At 40.9% G+C, this 17667-nt stretch carries 19 protein-coding genes; 14 read left to right on the top strand and 5 right to left on the bottom strand.

The genetic code is table 11. The features are described 5' to 3' along the window. Nucleotides 1-3: 3 nt before the first annotated feature. Nucleotides 4-864: an ergot alkaloid biosynthesis protein gene (locus J2Z48_RS01260; protein ID WP_307250418.1), complete on the top strand. Its 861-nt coding sequence runs from the start codon at nt 4-6 to the stop codon at nt 862-864. A gap of 116 nt (nt 865-980) precedes the next feature. On the opposite strand, the gene J2Z48_RS01265 is transcribed toward J2Z48_RS01260, so the two are convergent. Further along, complete coding sequence (locus tag J2Z48_RS01265) at nt 981-2627, bottom strand: SulP family inorganic anion transporter (RefSeq protein ID WP_307250212.1); 1647 nt, start codon at nt 2625-2627, stop codon at nt 981-983. 246 nt (nt 2628-2873) lie between these two features. Between J2Z48_RS01265 and J2Z48_RS01270 the strand changes: the two genes are divergently transcribed. Together J2Z48_RS01270 and J2Z48_RS01275 are read left to right on the top strand one after the other, a co-directional pair. Next, nucleotides 2874-4025 (top strand): YhgE/Pip domain-containing protein, encoded by a 1152-nt coding sequence (locus J2Z48_RS01270; protein ID WP_307250214.1) that lies wholly within the window; start codon nt 2874-2876, stop codon nt 4023-4025. Between the two features lie 14 nt (nt 4026-4039). Continuing rightward, on the top strand, nt 4040-4630 hold the full coding sequence (locus J2Z48_RS01275; RefSeq protein ID WP_307250216.1) for a TetR family transcriptional regulator: 591 nt from the start codon (nt 4040-4042) through the stop codon (nt 4628-4630). A 415-nt stretch (nt 4631-5045) separates the two neighbouring features. Here J2Z48_RS01275 and J2Z48_RS01280 read toward each other — a convergent pair whose 3' ends face one another. Further along, nucleotides 5046-6404, bottom strand: coding sequence for a helix-turn-helix domain-containing protein (locus J2Z48_RS01280; protein ID WP_307250218.1), 1359 nt, complete (start codon nt 6402-6404; stop codon nt 5046-5048). A gap of 263 nt (nt 6405-6667) precedes the next feature. Here J2Z48_RS01280 and J2Z48_RS01285 point away from each other — a divergent pair, with 263 nt between their 5' ends. The 8 genes from J2Z48_RS01285 (at nt 6668) to J2Z48_RS01320 (ending at nt 10818) form a co-directional block, all read left to right on the top strand. After that, the gene (locus J2Z48_RS01285; RefSeq protein WP_307250219.1) at nt 6668-6979 is read left to right on the top strand and encodes a hypothetical protein; all 312 of its coding nucleotides are present in this window, start codon (nt 6668-6670) and stop codon (nt 6977-6979) included. Between the two features lie 8 nt (nt 6980-6987). Further along, nucleotides 6988-7140, top strand: coding sequence for a hypothetical protein (locus tag J2Z48_RS01290; RefSeq protein ID WP_307250221.1), 153 nt, complete (start codon nt 6988-6990; stop codon nt 7138-7140). A gap of 78 nt (nt 7141-7218) precedes the next feature. Beyond that, nucleotides 7219-7725 carry a peptidoglycan-binding domain-containing protein gene (locus tag J2Z48_RS01295; protein WP_307250224.1) on the top strand — a complete coding sequence of 169 codons (507 nt, stop codon included), beginning with the start codon at nt 7219-7221 and terminating at the stop codon, nt 7723-7725. 26 nt (nt 7726-7751) lie between these two features. Then, a complete protein-coding gene (locus tag J2Z48_RS01300) occupies nt 7752-8270 on the top strand; it encodes a DUF4367 domain-containing protein (RefSeq protein ID WP_307250226.1) in 519 nt (172 codons plus the stop codon). 198 nt (nt 8271-8468) lie between these two features. After that, nucleotides 8469-8897 (top strand): hypothetical protein, encoded by a 429-nt coding sequence (locus tag J2Z48_RS01305; RefSeq protein ID WP_307250228.1) that lies wholly within the window; start codon nt 8469-8471, stop codon nt 8895-8897. Between the two features lie 162 nt (nt 8898-9059). Continuing rightward, nucleotides 9060-9419, top strand: coding sequence for a hypothetical protein (locus J2Z48_RS01310; RefSeq protein ID WP_307250231.1), 360 nt, complete (start codon nt 9060-9062; stop codon nt 9417-9419). Nucleotides 9420-9594: 175 nt separating this feature from the next. Next, complete coding sequence (locus J2Z48_RS01315; protein WP_307250233.1) at nt 9595-9984, top strand: nuclear transport factor 2 family protein; 390 nt, start codon at nt 9595-9597, stop codon at nt 9982-9984. Between the two features lie 201 nt (nt 9985-10185). Further along, on the top strand, nt 10186-10818 hold the full coding sequence (locus J2Z48_RS01320; RefSeq protein ID WP_307250236.1) for a ThuA domain-containing protein: 633 nt from the start codon (nt 10186-10188) through the stop codon (nt 10816-10818). Nucleotides 10819-11255: 437 nt separating this feature from the next. Here J2Z48_RS01320 and J2Z48_RS01325 read toward each other — a convergent pair whose 3' ends face one another. Then, nucleotides 11256-11714: a MarR family winged helix-turn-helix transcriptional regulator gene (locus J2Z48_RS01325; RefSeq protein ID WP_307250239.1), complete on the bottom strand. Its 459-nt coding sequence runs from the start codon at nt 11712-11714 to the stop codon at nt 11256-11258. A gap of 575 nt (nt 11715-12289) precedes the next feature. On the opposite strand from J2Z48_RS01325, the gene J2Z48_RS01330 reads away from it, so the two are divergent. After that, nucleotides 12290-13078, top strand: a complete 789-nt coding sequence (locus J2Z48_RS01330; RefSeq protein ID WP_307250241.1) for a deaminase — start codon at nt 12290-12292, stop codon at nt 13076-13078. A gap of 124 nt (nt 13079-13202) precedes the next feature. Here the strand turns inward: J2Z48_RS01330 and J2Z48_RS01335 are convergent, their stop codons facing one another. Together J2Z48_RS01335 and J2Z48_RS01340 are read right to left on the bottom strand one after the other, a co-directional pair. Next, nucleotides 13203-13379: a YbdD/YjiX family protein gene (locus J2Z48_RS01335; RefSeq protein ID WP_307250243.1), complete on the bottom strand. Its 177-nt coding sequence runs from the start codon at nt 13377-13379 to the stop codon at nt 13203-13205. 6 nt (nt 13380-13385) lie between these two features. Further along, entirely contained in the window at nt 13386-15455 is a 2070-nt protein-coding gene (locus J2Z48_RS01340) for a carbon starvation CstA family protein (protein ID WP_307250245.1), read from the bottom strand. Between the two features lie 298 nt (nt 15456-15753). On the opposite strand from J2Z48_RS01340, the gene J2Z48_RS01345 reads away from it, so the two are divergent. Continuing rightward, nucleotides 15754-16254 (top strand): MarR family transcriptional regulator, encoded by a 501-nt coding sequence (locus J2Z48_RS01345; RefSeq protein WP_307250247.1) that lies wholly within the window; start codon nt 15754-15756, stop codon nt 16252-16254. Beyond that, on the top strand, nt 16254-17495 hold the full coding sequence (locus J2Z48_RS01350; protein ID WP_307250420.1) for an MFS transporter: 1242 nt from the start codon (nt 16254-16256) through the stop codon (nt 17493-17495). Before J2Z48_RS01345 ends, J2Z48_RS01350 begins: the two co-directional genes overlap by 1 nt. Nucleotides 17496-17667: the final 172 nt, after the last annotated feature.

Genomic DNA, 17667 nt, shown 5'->3' on the forward strand with positions numbered 1-17667 from the left:
ATGATGACGAATCAAAAAATGATTCTTGTAACAGGGGGTACTGGTCATACAGGAGAACGCATAGCTAGAAGACTTACTCACCTTGGTTATCCAGTTCGTACCGCTAGCCGAAGAATTATCCCGGAAGAAGGGATCTCTATTGAACACGTACGATTTGATTGGAATGATGAAACAACCTATGGATTAGCATTGGAGAACGTCGATAAGCTATATCTAGTGGCACCTACTTTAGTAGCGGATCCTACGAATCAGATGATGACGTTCTTAGACTTAGCCCTCAAATCAGGAGTGCGCCGTGTGGTTTTGCTCAGTTCTTCCGCGGTAGTCGAGGATGATGGTCCGATATTCGGTAAGGTACAGCGTGAGATTCGTGAGCGTGCGCCAGAGTGGGCGATCTTACATCCATCTTGGTTCATGCAGAATTTTATCCAGACACATGCGATCATGATCAATCAGGATGGAGTCATGATTACGGCGACAGGAAATGGACAAGTTGGATTTGTGGACGCTGATGATATCGCTGAGGTGGCGGTATGTGCTTTGACTGATAAAAAACCACATAATACGAGTCATGTGATAACGGGTCCGGATGCATTGAGCTATTCGGAGGTAGCCGATATCATTGGATCTATTATTGGACGGGAGATAAAACATGTGGATGTTTCCACGGAGCAACTTCGGAATATGATGGTTGGGGCTGGAATGCCGGAGGATTATGCTTCTATTTTAGCTAATATGGAGGAAGGGATTCGGAAGGGCTTGGAAAATCGGGTTACGGATACAGTAGAACGAGTTACAGGCCGGGCTCCGCGCTCGTTGCGGGACTTTGTTGAAGCGAATTCGAATGTATGGCGTACGGTGTAGTGGTGAATATTGCCCCTATCCCTATTACCACACTGTATACGATTTACATAACAATAAAAACACCACCTTCTAGTGATTTGAAAAGGTGGTGTTTTTTTATTTACAAGAGAGTGAAGTTAGTTGCTTTTTTGAGCACATTTCCATAAGTGTGTTAAGTCGATATGACTATCCAACTCTTTTTGCATTCCTGTACTAAAAAATTCGTTCTCATCAATCTTGTTCAAATGGCAAATTTTTTGGATTACATCTTTAGGCTGTTGTTGAATTCCTGTGATAATCAACTTGTTCCCCTTCTTATGAATATGGCTAAAGAGGTGGGAGAATATTTGCTCGCCCGTTGTATCCATATAAGGGACTTTATCCATACAAAGGACTAGGATTCCGTTTTCTTGCGTTTTGAGTAGTTGGTGGAGTTGCTTGGCTGTTCCAAAGAAGATGGGACCATTTAAAAGACAAACCTGTACGTTAGACCCTGAATAATGAATGACGTTTTGCTCTTGGTTCGGGCTTTTTAGATTCAATTTTCGAACTCGAAATTCTTTGCTCATTCTAATCGTAAACAAGAGGAAGGACAGTGCGAGACCCGTCAATACGCCGACAACTAAATCAAAGATGACGGTAAGTAAGAAAGTAGCCAATAGGACCAAGGAGTCCTCGGTTTTGCTTTTTAACACATGACGAAACTCCTTCCGTTCACTCATATTCCAAGCCACCACCATCAGGATCGGTGCCATGCTAGCCAAAGGAATATGGGAGGCATAGGAGAAGAGAGAGACGAGTACGACTAACACAAATAAACTATGGATCATACCGGACAGGGGCGAGACAGCTCCGCTTTTGATGTTGGTAGCTGTACGTGCAATCGCCCCAGTAGCAGGAATCCCTCCAAATAAAGGAGTAACCATATTGGCAATGCCTTGTCCGATTAACTCTCGGTTACTATGATGTCTGTGGTTCGTCATCCCGTCTGCAACGAGTGCGGATAATAATGATTCAATCCCTCCGAGCATCGCGATAATACATGCGGGAATGAATAATTCGATCATCTTGGTCCAAGAAAGATCGGGAAGCTGAAAAGGTGGAAAGTGAGTTGGAATGGAGCCAAAAGTGGAACCGATGGTAGCTATTTCAGTTGGGAAAAAAAGCGTAGATACGAGAGTAGATAGGACGAGTCCAAGTAATGCCCATGGAATCTTAGGAAGAAAACGAAGAGAAACGAGAATCATTCCGAAGCAAATAGCGGAGGTCAAGAGAGCGTAAAAGTTAATCGAGCCTAGATTGACCAGAATTTCTTTGAACTTCAGAATAAATTCTTCTTGAGGCTTTAGGTTTTGTAGTCCGAGAAACGGGGCAATTTGTCCTACAAAAATCAGTACAGCGATACCTGCCGTAAAACCGATCGTAACAGGACGTGGAATATAGTGTATGAATGAACCGATTTTCAGGAGACCCATGATAATCAACAGTATACCAGCTAAGAATCCAGCAACTAGCAAATTTTCATAGCCATATTGCATCACAATCCCAAAGAGAATTGGAACAAAGGCTCCTGTAGGACCGCCAATTTGATACCTAGATCCTCCAAAAAATGAAATGAAAAAACCAGCAATGATTGTAGAATAGATTCCATATTCGGGTCTTACTCCTGATGCGATCGCAAATGCCATAGCTAAAGGAAGTGCAACAATCCCCACAACTATCCCTGAAGTTACATCCTTCTGGAAACCGCCTAGCGTATAACCTGTAAATCTACCTGCTCTCATTTCGGTAACTCCCCCTTTAAATTGTCATCACTATAATCTTAACAAGGGTAGATTTAAAATGTATAGTGACTTTTTTAAATAATATTGACATTTCTGTCAACTCATAGGATGAAGAAGCGATAAGCGTAGATGAATGACGATTATCGTTTTTTTGTGTTGACAAAGGCTACCGATTCGCGTAATCTAATATCAAACAAATGTTTTAAACAATCATTTTAAATATATGTTTGAGGGAGAGAGTATATTATGTTCAACACGGTTCTAGCATATCTAAAAAGACCCACAACGATTGTAGGGATCATTACAGCGATTATGTTTCAGCTTATCTTTAGTTTGGTTTGGATGAGCGGATATTCGAAGGTAAACGATAACGTAGGGAAGTTTCATATCGCATTTGTCAATCAGGATACAGAGTGGGAACAAGAGAAGACAGATTCTATCGCAAAAAGCTTGCCATTTACAATTGTGTCTATGGGAACACCACAGGAAGCCCGTGATGCATTAGAAAAAAGAGAAATTCAAATGAGTGTCACCATCCCTAAGAACTTTACGAAAGAGATGAAGAATGGAAATGCGGTATTACAATACGCGATTAATGAATCGAATCCTGCCATGGTGAAAAGCATGATGGAAAGTGTCGTCCAGAAATTAACAGAGGGGATCAATCGAGCGGCGGCTACACAAGGAACTTCGATTGCGTTGGAAAATCTTCATGTTTCGAAAGATCAAGCAGAGCAAATGGCACCACGTTTGGTCCAACCGATATCATCCAAAGTGGATTCCCTTCACCCGGTTGAGAATCTTTCCATGCAAATGGCACCGTTGATGCTTATTTTGGCCTCCTATGTCGGAAGTATGATCATGTGTCTAAATATCCAGATCTCTGCTATGTCCTTGATTGGCGCTATGGGAAAATGGAAACAGTTTGGCGCACGCTGTATAATCAATGCTGGATCATCATTCGTCATATCCGCAGTAGGAACGATCTTTATCTTCTTATTGGGTGATCAAATCGCAGGAAGCTTTATCTCTGTCTGGTTGTTTTTAAGCTTGATGATCTTCGCCTTCTTGTCTCTAAATCAAATCGCCCTTCTACTATTCGGAACCCAGGGCATGCTTGTGAACATGACATTGTTCTCTCTTCAACTCCTTACTTCAGGAGCGATGGTTCCGAGACAGTTGTTTTCCGGATTCTTCGAAGGCATCAGTAATTGGCTTCCAGCGACGTATGGTGTGGAAGGATTAATGGATTTATTATTTGGTGGTGTAGACATCTCCCAAGACGTTTGGTATCTATTAATAGCATCAGGACTTGCCTTGTTAGCAGGAGTTTTCGTAGTCGCACTGAAAAACGTGATTGCGCTGAAAAAGAAGAAGAGTGTGGCACAAGTAGCATAAGGAGGAAAACAAACATGTCCAAACAACAGACAGATGCACGAGAACGCATCCTGCAAGCATCACTGAAGATGTTTGCAGAAAAAGGGTTTGAGGGGACGACGGTTCGCGATATTTGCGAGGAGGCAAAAGCAAACGTTTCATTGGTATCCTACTATTTCGGTGGGAAAGAGAAGGTTCTTTACGCTTTGTTTGAAACGTATTTTGGCTTTCAGCTTGAGGAAAAAGAACCGGAAGAAAATGAGGAAGATCCAGTAAAGAGGTTATCCAAGCTGATCCGGAATATCATCTCGTTTCGGATGGAAAATCAGCAACTGATTCACATTTTGAGGCAAGAAACGTTTTTTGAAACAGCAAGGAGTGAGCGTTTGAGGAAAATTGTTTTGCCGACTTGGGAAGAACTGAAAGAAACTCTTATAATAGGTCGCGAACAGGGAGTGTTTCATTTCCGTTCGATTGATCGGGCGATGATGCTAGTCATGAGCTGTATCATGATGATGGACGTGCGTCGAATCGCACAGCCATTAATGGAGGGCGAACAGCAAGTAGCGGAGGAAATCATAGAGGATACCATCCAATTTATACGAGCAGGGCTTTGTAACCCATAAAATAATGAGTACCATAAGGAAAGTCTTTGAATTAGGATGTAGGCTTGTTGATGATAGAGGGGATTGGGCTTGTTTGGGGACGCAGGCATCGGGGTATGTATCTGAACACAGTTCACTAACATCGCTCATTGCCCCTAGTCCATGGTTAAGGAATTGGATTGCAATAAAAAACCTCCTGTATTAATTCTCAGGAGGATCGACAATGGCAGAGTTTTTCGTTATATTTATATAGCCTTTCATTCTAGGTTTGTCCCCTTTCTACATGGAATGGAGATCATTGGTTCTATTAATCTTCATCAGGGGGATCAGAGATGGCAGAGTTTTTCGTTATAACAACATATTTGGTCATTGCTGATTCTCTTCCTTTCTGGTGGATTAGAGATGACAAAGTTTTTCGTTATATTTACGCGCCTTGTCACTTAAGTCCAACTTCCCTTCGTAACTGAATAGCAACATCTTGAAGTTGGTCCAAATAATTCTGATACATAGTGGGATTACTTCTCTTATAAATATCGGTTAAGTCCAATAGAATGTCAAATTTTAATAAATCAAAGGAGTGTTTACTGGCTAGTTCAAGAGCTTGGTTTAGGAACTGTAAGGCTTTGGTCTCCTCGCTTTGTTTGATAAAACAAGAACCTAAAGCACTTAGAGCCTTCACCAGACGGTAATTGTCTCGATAAAGCTCTCCTCGTTTTACAGCTTCTTCTAAGTTGGATTGGGCTGATTGATATGCGTTTTGGATGAGGTTCAGAATTCCTAGTTGGGTATAGGTAGTGATTGTTAAATGCTGACCTCGAATCATGTTCCTCTCTAGTTTAAGTGCGGACTGGTAACAGAGCTGTGCATTTGTGAATAACTTTTTCTTGGTATAGCAATCGCCTAATGATGACCATAGCTCAAAACAGCGATTGAACAGGGAGTTTATCCGGGCATCATCTAAATCTTCTAATGCTAATTGGATGGCTTCGTCGATTCGTCCGAGCTTAATGAACAATTCAATTCGGACTTGTGTGATGCTTAAACGCGCATCAGAGCTTGTTACTAGATGTCTTTCTGTCCATAGTTCTTCGATTAGATATAACGCTTCCATGTCTCGGTTTAGCTTTTCTAAGACAATAGCCTTCGTAATCTTTAGATGGTAGATAATGTATTGCCGTTGACCATTTGCAACATACACTTCAATTCCTCGATCTAGATAGGAAAGGGCTTGATGTAAGTCATTGACGCGATTATAAATCCTTCCCAGAGCATTACAACTACTTGCGAGTAGATTTGAGCTTTCTAATTCAGGAAATTGAGAAGAAGTCCTTTCTGCTAAGGCATAATATTCCAAAGCATCATGCCATTTTTGTTTTTTCTCTGCGCATCTGCCCCGTAAGTAATTGAATGTAGGAGTTAGTACATCTTTATTACTTTCGATATTTACTCTCCTTGTTTCTTCTAATCTTCGTAGGTTCTCGAGACCCTCATCAAGATCGCCAAAGCTAATGCTATGTCTAATCTCCATAAGAAGTAACTGTATGTCCAATTCGTCGTCAGGGGCTTGCTTTACATACTGATCCAGCTGATCCCAGTTTAGGTTTAGGGATTCACATAACACTTGTAGCCGATCTCGGTTGGCTTGGTAGGCTCCGCGTTCTACTTTGGATATAAACGATTGGTGAAGGTTGGTTTCTAGGGCTAGGTCTAGTTGGGTAACTTTCTTCTGTTCTCTTGCTTTGCGGAATACTTCGCCCAGTTCAGAAGGGATAAAGAAACGATCGATTGTTTTCATAGGCTCACCTCTAAAAAATATTTTCAGACCTAAAAACCGTATTTTCTGTCCATATTCACGTCGTCAGTCTCGAGATGGCTGGATGTATTTTTATTTTTCCGGATATCTGTGGCGATTTGGTTTTTATTCAGGATAAGAGGATAAAATATTCATTTATATTTCTAAATATACAGATTTGTCGGAAGGTATGCAATGTGGAAGAATAAGATTGTGGGTGGAGAGAAATACATGTTCATTCTTATTACGTAAGGGGAGTGTAGCGCATGTTACAACTGAATATCTCAGGACAATCGCCAGAGATTCAAGCGTTCGTTAGCTATCTAAAGGAACAGGCATTATTTGACGTGCAGAAAGAAGAAATGGTACATGAAGCTGTTGATTCGACCGATACAGAGATCATCAAGCTGGATGTCGCGACCAACCTTCTAAAACCGACGGTACGTAAAATGGTCATCGTCAAACTGACTACTGTTCAAGGGAAGGAATTTGATATTGCCCTCCTAGATAGCATGTCCTTTAAGTCAGGAGATTTAACGATTGTTCGAGGAAAAAACTATGATATCTTCGCTGGATGAACCGCCTCATGAGCAAACCAGAAGAATGGCAGATGCTACGAGCCTACGGAGTCGTAACCGAAGATCGCAAGCTGTGCTTGAACCGGATCGTGGTTTATCGGGAAGACGGGACTGTGGAGATGGCGATGATGGTAGATGAGGATGAGTTGGATGGGGGATAGATAGGTCAATTTTCTGTTTACCCGGAGATGAATTTTTTAATTTATTTGACCAATGGAAAGGAATAGGAGACGAGGAGAATGAAAAGTAGAGTAAAGCGTTTAGTACCAATTCTATTTATAGTTTTGATTGTCATGGTACCCATTACTGCATTTTCCCACCCAATGCAAGATGTATGGTCTAAGAATGACTATGTTGGATCAGGATATATTTCTTCTGGTGGCTATGTACAGGCGGTGCAACGAATGCTACTTGAAACACCATGGGGATATAGTCGTGTTGATGGTCGCTATGGAAAAAATACAAAAAAAGGAATTGCTGAGTTCCAAGAGAACCGAAAGATTAGGGCAGATGGAATTGTAGGGAGCGATACATGGTCGCGATTTCAGGCCTATCGGTCATATGTAGGTGCGAAGGGCTCTGCTCATCTATATCAATTTACGTTTAACGTACAGGACAATTCTCCAGCGATGTATCGTCGGGATGCATGTTACGGCTGGTTCGTTGATATTGAGACAACCAACAAGGCGTTTGAATATTGGAAGGTTGATCATGGATTTGAAAGGCAACATTTCATTTGTATGTGAGTCTCAATAATTAGGAGGGGATTTCTATGAAAAGAAGTTGGATTGCGATTGGTACAACGCTCGTAATGGTTCTAGGAATTGTACTCTATCAGGTTGCATTTGCAAAAGCGAGAGAATCTACCACGCAGAAGCAAAGGATTGCTTCAAAAGAGACAAATGAAAGGGCCGTAGTTGACCAAGCTAACTATGAGGTGAAGAAACCAAAATATATCCCACAAGGCTTAAATGCCGTGCCGGAGCAAGTTAGTAAAGTAGGACAATTGTCGAGTGATAGTCTATATATTACAAAACAAGCATGGGTTGATCCAACAAACGAAAGACGAAATTTACTTGTTCTTCAATCAAATGATGATGGATCCAAAAAACCAGAGAGTGATCTAAGTGAGGGTAAGAAGGTAACTCTTGCTGGTGTTGATGCTTGGATTATATCGATGGACGATCTTATAAAGATCATGCTATGGAAAGATGGAAAATACTACTTGGTTCGTGGTGAGAACCTTCCTGAATCCGAGTTGATTAAGGTAATGGATTCTATGTTTAACTAACGAAAAAACAGAATGGATACTAGTAGTAGAAAAACTATTTAGTACCATTCTGTTTTTCTATGGTGTCATTGGGTTTTAAATGCTTGAATTTCGGCGCATCTTTTAGCACAGGAAGTGGGAGTGGCTTGGTTTCAGGATTATTCTTTGGCTTACCATCCATTAGTAGAGTTAAACCTTTAAAAGGGAGATGAACGGCTAGTGTTACAGAGCGCACTTGAAGAACAAAAGTATGAAGATGTGATCCTAATAAGTCTAAAGCCCCAGTATTTCCAGCTAATCCTTTCTAGAGAGAAAAAATATGAATATCGAAAAAGGTTTCCTAACAGACCGGTCAAAGCCTTTATCTATGTAACCCAGCCAGTTGGAGAGATTCAGGCAGCGCTTGAATTTGGAACACCTATTCACGAACCTAGGGAATTAATTGGACAGGAGGGGTTAGGAGTTCAAGAGTTTATTCGGGGAGAAAAGGTAGGTAAAGTTGCTGTGCCTATTAAAAATGTCGTTATCCTTAGCAAGCCAATGAAAATGAGTGAATTAAAAAACAGGTTTCAAGTCGTCCCGCCGCAATCTTTTATTTATCTAAAAAATAAACCCGAGCTGTTGACTTATTTGCTGAACTTATCTTGAACAATAACGGAGGCTGCAAAAAATGAATAATGTACTATTTGTTCAATTAAGCGCCATGAGAGTAAGGGTGCTATGATTATATTGTTACGGGAACATATCAGGTAATTAGAGAGTGAAAATAAGTTATGAAAGAGGAAAACAGGCGGTTGCAAGGAAAACTGTATGATCAAGTTTAATGTAATTAGATTGCTGAAAGTTATACTCAAACCGAGGATGATTTATATCAAAGATGATAAGTTTTTAAAACATACTAAAAGAAAAATACAAAAACACTTTACTATTTTGGTAAACGATCAAAAGGTTAAGATATTAAAGTTCAAGAAGAGTTCCTATCAAGATCGTTTTGGAGAAGAAATATCTACTATTAAGCTGATAACAAAAATTGATAACCTAGCTTTACGTCATAGAAGGGTCAAAATTGAAATTGAAGATGAACCTACTACTATAGGCACATTTGTAGCTGGTTTCTCTCGGCCAGGATTACGTACATATACGTATAGGATTACTGAAAGTGATAGTTGAAAAGTTCAAATGAAGAGGCTAATCGTTATTCTTAATTCCAAAAGGCTGTTACTTTGTATACATATACACAAAGTAACAGCCTTATTTCTGTCGGAACCCCATTAAACATTGACAAGAATATAATAATAATCTATATTATAAGTGTACTTATAATATACCGGAAGTAGGGGCTAATATGAAAAACACCGCAAATCGAGAAATCGCAGAGGCTTTGCTAGCCGCATTGGGCAAACAAGATTGGAAAAAACTTCAAGGTTTGATGAACCCTAACGTACAATGGACACTCCCTGGTACTGGAGTGATCTCCGGAACCGCAGTAGGTGTCGATGCGGTAATCGACCGCTTTAATGCAATCGCGAATGGAAACGTGAGCACAAAGCTTCAGCATATACTCGTCGGACAACATGGATTAACGATTACTCTGCATAATACTGCCACTGCACCCGACGGACGAATCCTAGATGAGCATCTAGCGTCGGTCCTTACTGTTGAAGCTGGACTCATTATACAAATCGATACATATATCTCAGATGTACCGATGATGGAACAATTTTTCGCTAAGTAATGTAATCATTATGTATGCACATAAATTAAACCTTATGCACGTTTCAATCATGATTCATTGAACATGTTTCTCTATTGACATTCATTTTTTTCATCACTTATACTATTAATTAGCTAGGTAAACTAAATTAGGAGGAGCGGGTTTTGTTGGATCGTAAGAATGAATCCATCCTTTTAATGGGCAAGAGAGGAGACTATGAATATGAAAGCCATTGTACTTGGACAATACGAGGGAGCACAGTATCATCCTTTCACATCTATTGATTACGAACTACAATCCATTTTTGAAGGTGTTATGGATGTTGAATGTACAGATGATTACGCCGTGCTTCAGGACGATAAACTTGAGAATTACGATTTGTTCATATCGTACGCGGAATTTTCAGATCTGGAGATAACGGAAGAGCAGGCGCAAGCGCTTATCTCCTATGTGAGAGACGGCGGAGGGTTGCTAGTTATCCATAACGGTATCTCTCTGCAGCAAAACAAAGAGCTAGAAAAGTTAATCGGCGGCAGGGTTACGGGACATCCGGAATATACATCCCTACCTATCCGATATAATCAAGGAAGTCACCCTATTGTGGAGAGTTTAAGCGATTTTCTGATAGATGAAGAGCCGTTTCGGTACGAACTGAGTCCACATGAATCGACGGTTATCCTTGCCGAATATGAACATGATGACAAGCGTTGGCCTGCTGCGTGGGCACATACATATGGTTCTGGTCGCGTGGTAAATCTGATGCCGGGACATCATCTCCCATCTTTCCAAGTAGAGCCCGCGCGTAAGTTGATTCGGAATAGCGGAATGTGGGCTGGCGGGGGATTCGTGGAGTAGAGGGTCACGGTACCAATCCGGGAAAATGGTACGTTTAGACAATTTTAGATATAATGAAGCCGATCTCTTGTACGCTAAGAATTCGGCTTTTCATTTATGTACAAAATGGATGAGAGAAATAGGAGTGAATGAATTGAAATTTTTATCATTCTGGTATGTAATAGTATGGATTTTATTAGTGAGTCTTACACTTTCTGAGTACTTCCGACCACTTACAACCCTTGGAATAGTAGCTATGGTACTCGGGACAGCTTATATGGCTTGGAATCTTTGGATGGAATATAAAATATACAAAGAAGAAAAGAAAAAGATAGTGCAATAAATATATATAAAATAGCCCAAGGAGCCTACTAAGAAATGAGAAGGCTCCTTATTTATCGAAAACATGGGCTTGTCAAATCTCGCTGCATCACCCAAGCGTACTTTGTGTGCAGTATCTAGGCATTCCCCTCCTTTAATGCAATCCGTAGCAGTAATAATCGAAGATCTTCTTGCTGTTCTTTCAATGTGGAAAAAAAAGACTCATCTATGCTTTCTACAATGGGAACCGCTTCATCCAGCAATCGCTTTCCTTGCAAAGTAAGAGAAACCACTTTTGATCTGGTATCAGTAAGGGAAGCGGTCCGACTAATCAAATTCCCTTTTTGGAGGTTTTTTAGAATGGTTGATACGGTCATAACATCCACATCGGAATGTTTTGCGATCATGACCTGTGTTACCTCTTGATTATATTGAGAAAGATAACCCAAGCTAGTTAGGATAACAAATTGAGGATGTGTAAGGTCTAACTTTTTTAACGCTTGCTTCATATCTCGATGCCATAAATGATAAACCTTGATAAATAGATAGCCTATAGATTGATGAGCGTCTTCAAACTTGGAAGGGAAATGAATCATGGGGCTACTTCCTCCTATATTATAAGTAAACTTATAATATAGGTTATTATTATATTCTTGTCAACTGTTTGGAGTTCCTTCATATACCTTTTAAGGGGGATGAGTAAAAACATCTTATGGGTATTCAAGAATTCGTTCGAAAGGAGAGGTTGGAAAAATTTGCTGTTCTGATTAAAAAATTTATCGCTCTAAGAAAGACGATGAAGATAGATGAATGAAAAAACAAGTTTGATGTAATTCCGCTCTAATCGTTTATGTACATAAAATACAAGCCTAAGTTGTTGACCTATTTGCTGGGTTTAGTAGATTAATAGTCACTGTAAGAACGATTCAATTCATACAGCACATTTACCTGTGTCCATATGAGGTTCAAAGTAACCTTTGACATGCCAATTGCTTTATGTAAAATTGTATTTGACACAACATTTTATTTGTGTAAAATTATAATAGAGTTATGCATATCAATAATATATATTTATAGTTTATAAATGAAAGCATTGAAAATCAATAATAAATATCTTGCATGATTCCGTCAGTAAGGCGAAATACATTTCCTTAAAAAATGAGGTGTTCTTATGATAAACAAAGAAATAGAGCTTCTAAAAAAAGCAAATGATGCTGCTATTCAGAATATACAAGAGAACGGCGGGCCATTTGGTGCAGTTGCAGTTGATGAGTCCGGAAGTAAGCAAGTGGTAGGATGTAATCGTGTGACAGATCAGCTAGATCCGACCGCGCATGCAGAAGTGCAAGCGATTCGAAATCATGAACAGAAATATGGAGTAGGGTCTCTACAAAATGGTGAGATCTTTACCTCGTGCTACCCGTGTCCGATGTGTAATGCTCTTATGGAGGAAAAAGGAATTAGTAGATCCACTTATTCTAGTAACAAGAAAGATGCAGATAACGCTGGATTTGCAGATGATTTTCTCTATGTTCAACAAGCCCTTCTAGAAGAGGACCAAGAACCTTCTGTTCCCGTTTCGCTATTGCCTGATGATCTTCATGCAACTCTCAATCCTGATCATTTCTATCTTCTTGATGAGGCGCATCACATCATCGCATCCTGTGAAAGTGACCGTCTTTTTACGGCTATACCGAAATTGACGAAACAGATCAATACGTTTGAAACCCCTAACTGTTTTCTTGTTTCTTCTAAAGAACTAAAAATTCTCGATTACATGGCATCATGCTGGATGGGGATCGAAAAAATTTATGTTCTCCAAAAAGAGCACTTGAAAATAAAGAAAAATACACACAAAGTAGAACATGTTTACGTGAATGTAGAAAATGAAGGTGGTCCATTCCAATTGTGGGGGAATCATAGCGATCGTACAGAATATGGACTAAAACCCAACGTATAAAACGATTAAATCAAAATGAAAGGGTTTACAATCTCTTTCAGAAATAGTGCGTTGATTTAGTCATGAGATAAACAGGTAATGGTAAAAAACCAAGTGTCCTTCTAAGGGACGCTTGGTTTTTTTATTAACAACAACGCCGAATACTACCTCCACCGTACTTCTCATCTGTTGCTTGTCTGTGAAACTCCTTTTCACTCAAAGGCTTCTGATCAGGATGATGCTTAGCTAAATGTTCGAGGTAGCGCTTATAGCTGGGAACTCCAGCGATGTCATGGAGAAAGATACAAAGCTTAGACCACATGATGGGTTACCCCCTTACGGAATGAGCATTCGAAATATAGGGAGATTCACGAAGCGGGAGTTGTTTGTTGGTAAACAGGATTTTATACCAAACTCTGACCGCATCGAGGATGATAATAGCAACGAGTAGCATAAATAAGCCCGTTACCCATGCGTCGATTTGGTTGTTTAGGATGATTTGCTTCATTTGATCAACTGTTTTAGCAGGTGCGAGAAGCTGACCTGCATCGAGTGCGGTTTGATACTTCTCAGCGGCGGAGAGGAAGCCAATTTTCGGACTTGGATCAAAGAGCTTGGCATAGGCTGCTGTCATGGTAGCAATCGTTAGAAAGACAAAAGGAATCAATGTCACCCATGTATAGACGGCTTTGCCCATCTTAAAGAGGATGGTGGTTCCGACTACTAGGGCGATGACAGCGAGCATCTGGTTGGCTATCCCGAAGAGAGGCCATAAGGTGTTAATGCCACCAAGGGGATCAATCACGCCTTGATAAAGGAAATAGCCCCAACCCGCTACGATGAGTGCGCTCGCGAGGATATTGGCTGGAAGGTAATCGGTTCGTTTCCATTTGGGAACAAAGTTGCCGATTAAATCTTGCAAGACAAATCGTCCCACTCTTGTTCCTGCGTCAATCGTGGTGAGGATGAAGACGGCTTCAAATAAGATGGCAAAATGATACCAGAACGCCATCATCGCTTTGCCACCTAATACACTCGAAAAGATATGAGCCATACCAATTGCGAGAGTCGGTGCGCCACCTGTTCGGGAGAGGATGCTATTTTCGCCGATGTCTTTTGCGGTGGTCGTTAATTCCTCGGGCGTAATGGTAAACCCAAAGTTAGAGATGGCAGTGGCGGCACTATTTACATCCACTCCGATCACGGCGGCAGGGCTATTGATCGCGAAGTAGACGCCTGGAGTTAGGAGACAAGCGGCGATGAGTGCCATGATGGCGACAAATGATTCCGTAATCATTCCGCCGTAAGCGATCGGCTGAGCATGAGATTCGCGAGCGATCATCTTCGGAGTGGTTCCGGAAGAGACGAGGGAATGGAATCCAGAGATAGCTCCGCAAGCGATGGTGATAAAGACAAAAGGAAATAGATTTCCTGCAAATACAGGGCCTGTCCCGTCGATAAACTTTGTAAGTGCTGGCATCTGAAGCTCAGGCGCGACCCAGATGATTCCCAGTGCTAAAGCGAAGATGGTACCGATCTTAAGAAAGGTGCTCAAGTAATCTCGTGGTGCTAGTAGTAGCCACACAGGGATAACGGAGGCGATAAAGCCGTAGATGATTAAAAGCCAAGCGATTGTTTTTCCGTCTAGGGTAAACAAAGGGGCGAGTGTGGGATGGACGGATACATATTGTCCGAGGACGAGTGAAAGTAGTAGTAAACCAAATCCAATGAGTGAGGATTCTAATACTTTGCCGGGACGTATATAACGCATATAGACTCCCATAAATAGGGCGATTGGGATGGTCATCGCGATTGTAAACATGCCCCATGGTGAATCTGCAAGCGCTTTCACAACCACGAGTGCGAGTACAGCTAGCAGAATAATCATGATACTGAGTACAGCGATGAGGGCTGTTAATCCACCCACAGGTCCGATTTCTTCCCGTGCGATCTCACCAAGAGATTTCCCATTACGGCGCATCGAGCCAAATAGGATGATGAAATCTTGTACGGCTCCTCCCAATACGACCCCCACGATGATCCATAGAGTTCCGGGGAGATACCCCATCTGTGCGGCGAGGATTGGACCAACTAAAGGACCTGCTCCTGCAATAGCGGCAAAATGATGTCCAAAGAGAACCCACTTATTAGTAGGAACAAAGTCTTTGCCATCGTTATGAATCTCGGCAGGAGTCTTTCGATTATCATCTAATTGAAAAACTTTCCTAGCAAGGAAGCGACTATAAAAACGATAGGCAACCGCATAGGTACACACAGCCGCTGTTAAGAGCCAAATGGAGTTTACCCTTTCTCCGCTGTAGAGGGCAATCATGGCAAAACCTGCCGCTCCCAGCATTGAAATGAACATCCAGATTAAAATAGATCCGATTCGTTTCATTTTGTTATTCATCCTTTCCATGTGATAAAAGGTAACTATTCGCATAGAGAATAATTACCTTTACATTGGTATATTCATTTCTGCTACTCGTTTTTCCTACCTACGACTCGGAATATAGATTGACAAACTGAAATACAGAGGTTATATTATTGTTAACTAGTAAACTATAATGGAGATGCTGTTATGGCATGAACCCACATTTATTTTTGTTATATCCTTTGGATATAATATTGGTTGCGTTTATGAATATTATTTATTGGTTAACAAAAAATGAATAGTGAAAGGATGTCGTCTAACAATGCCTGATTCAGTCAAACCATTCATCCATGGAACCTATATGCGTTTTCTGCACCTTAACGAACAGAGGATGGATGCTGATCTCCATGCCTTTCTAAAAGAAGCTACAGATGACGATCTAACCCATTTTCCGAAAAACATGACAGCTGTCCACGTGATTGATTGTATTGGTCGAAATGAACCGATTAATAATACAGCGATTGCGAAGCAGATGAATTTATCGAAGGCTAATATCACCAAAATCAGTACGAAGTTGTTGCAAGGGGAATTTATTAGGCGGTTCCAATTAACGGATAACAAGAAGGAAATCTATTTCCGATTAACGCCTAAGGGGAAGCGTGTGTGTGATTTGCATGAGAAGCTGCATGTGGAGAAGGAACAGCGGTTTTATCAGTTCCTCGATTCGTTTTCGGATACAGAGCAGGAGATGATTCTAAAATTCTTGCGGGAATTGACGGGGCATATAACCGAGGAGCAAAAAGAGGGGCGGGAGGATTCATGATGGAACAGATGAACAGAGGATCTACATTTGTATTGTATCTGGTATGTATGAGTGCGCTGTTTGCATCTTTAAGCCAAAATATTTATTCTCCTATCATTCCGTTAATCAAAGACTCTTTTGGGGTGTCTGTAACGATGGTGAATATTTCTGTCTCGATCTTTATTTTGATTACTGCCATCATGCAGATCGTGCTTGGGTTTGTCATTGATTTTAAAGAGGCTAAGTCCATCTTGATTCCAGGGATGATCTTGACAATTATAGCCAGCATCGGCTGTGCGATTACACAGGACTTCACGGTGTTTCTGGTATGTCGGTCTTTGCAAGCACTCGGAACGGCTGCGATTCCGTTAATTGCGGCAACGACGATTGGCAATCTCTTTCAAGGTAGTGAGCGTGGGAAAGCGATGGGGACGTATCAGATGGTGTTATCGATTGCTCCAGTTGTCGCGCCTGTAGTAGGTGGATTTATTGGGAATCAGTACAGCTATCCCGGCATCTTCTGGTTTATTACGGTTATATCTGTGATCTTACTGTGGATCAATAGTCTTTACTTCCCGAAAGGTCAAACGAGTAAGCAAGAGCCTATCCGCATAGGGAAAGCATTATCCCATTACAAAGCGATCTTTAAAAGTAGGGTTGGAAGCTCTATTTTGATTCTAAGCTTTGTTGCCTTCTTCCTTTATTTTTCGATGATTGTCTATCTGCCTATCGTGTTAACGGATCGATATCATCTGAGCTTAGGAATAGTAGGCTTGCTTTACCTACCTATGGCATTCAGTACCATGCTTGGAAGTGTGTTTTTTAAATATATCCAAGTCAGAAAGCCACTTAAGAGCGTGCTTTTATGGGGAAATGTGGTGATGGCGTCCAGCGTTCTCTTGTTTGCTTTCACTCATCTATTTTCCTTAGTGGGTATATCGATTTCCTTGATTCTTCATGGAATGGCAGTAGGGATACTAACGCCTCTTTTTTCAACGATGATCACAAATGAATTCGAGCAACAAAAAGGGAGTGCCATCGGTATGTTTAACTTTGTCCGATATATGGGGATGGCCGCTGGTCCTATCATTTCTGGCTTTCTCTTAGCTTTCGGTAACTCCTCTATGATATTTGGATCGATGGGTGTGCTTTATCTCGTATTGGGCCTTTTTATGATGGTGAGGATGTATGCCAATCAGAAAAGGGTTGTGGAATGCAAAGGGAATGTAAAAAGGGAATGTAAAAAGGGAATGAGGGGATGATTACTTCTTCTTTCATGCTAGAAGGATTTCTTCGATTTTTAGAATTTCAGCCGCGCAAATGCTGAAGTATATCGTTGCAGTTTTGTATCTATGTCGTTCACTCATTTCGGAATGCATGTGCTATACTGTGTGGTATGAGAATTGGCTAGAATAGTACTAGAATTGATTTTTT

The sequence above is a fragment of the Croceifilum oryzae genome (assembly GCF_030814315.1).
GTDB lineage: Bacteria > Bacillota > Bacilli > Thermoactinomycetales > Thermoactinomycetaceae > Baia > Baia oryzae.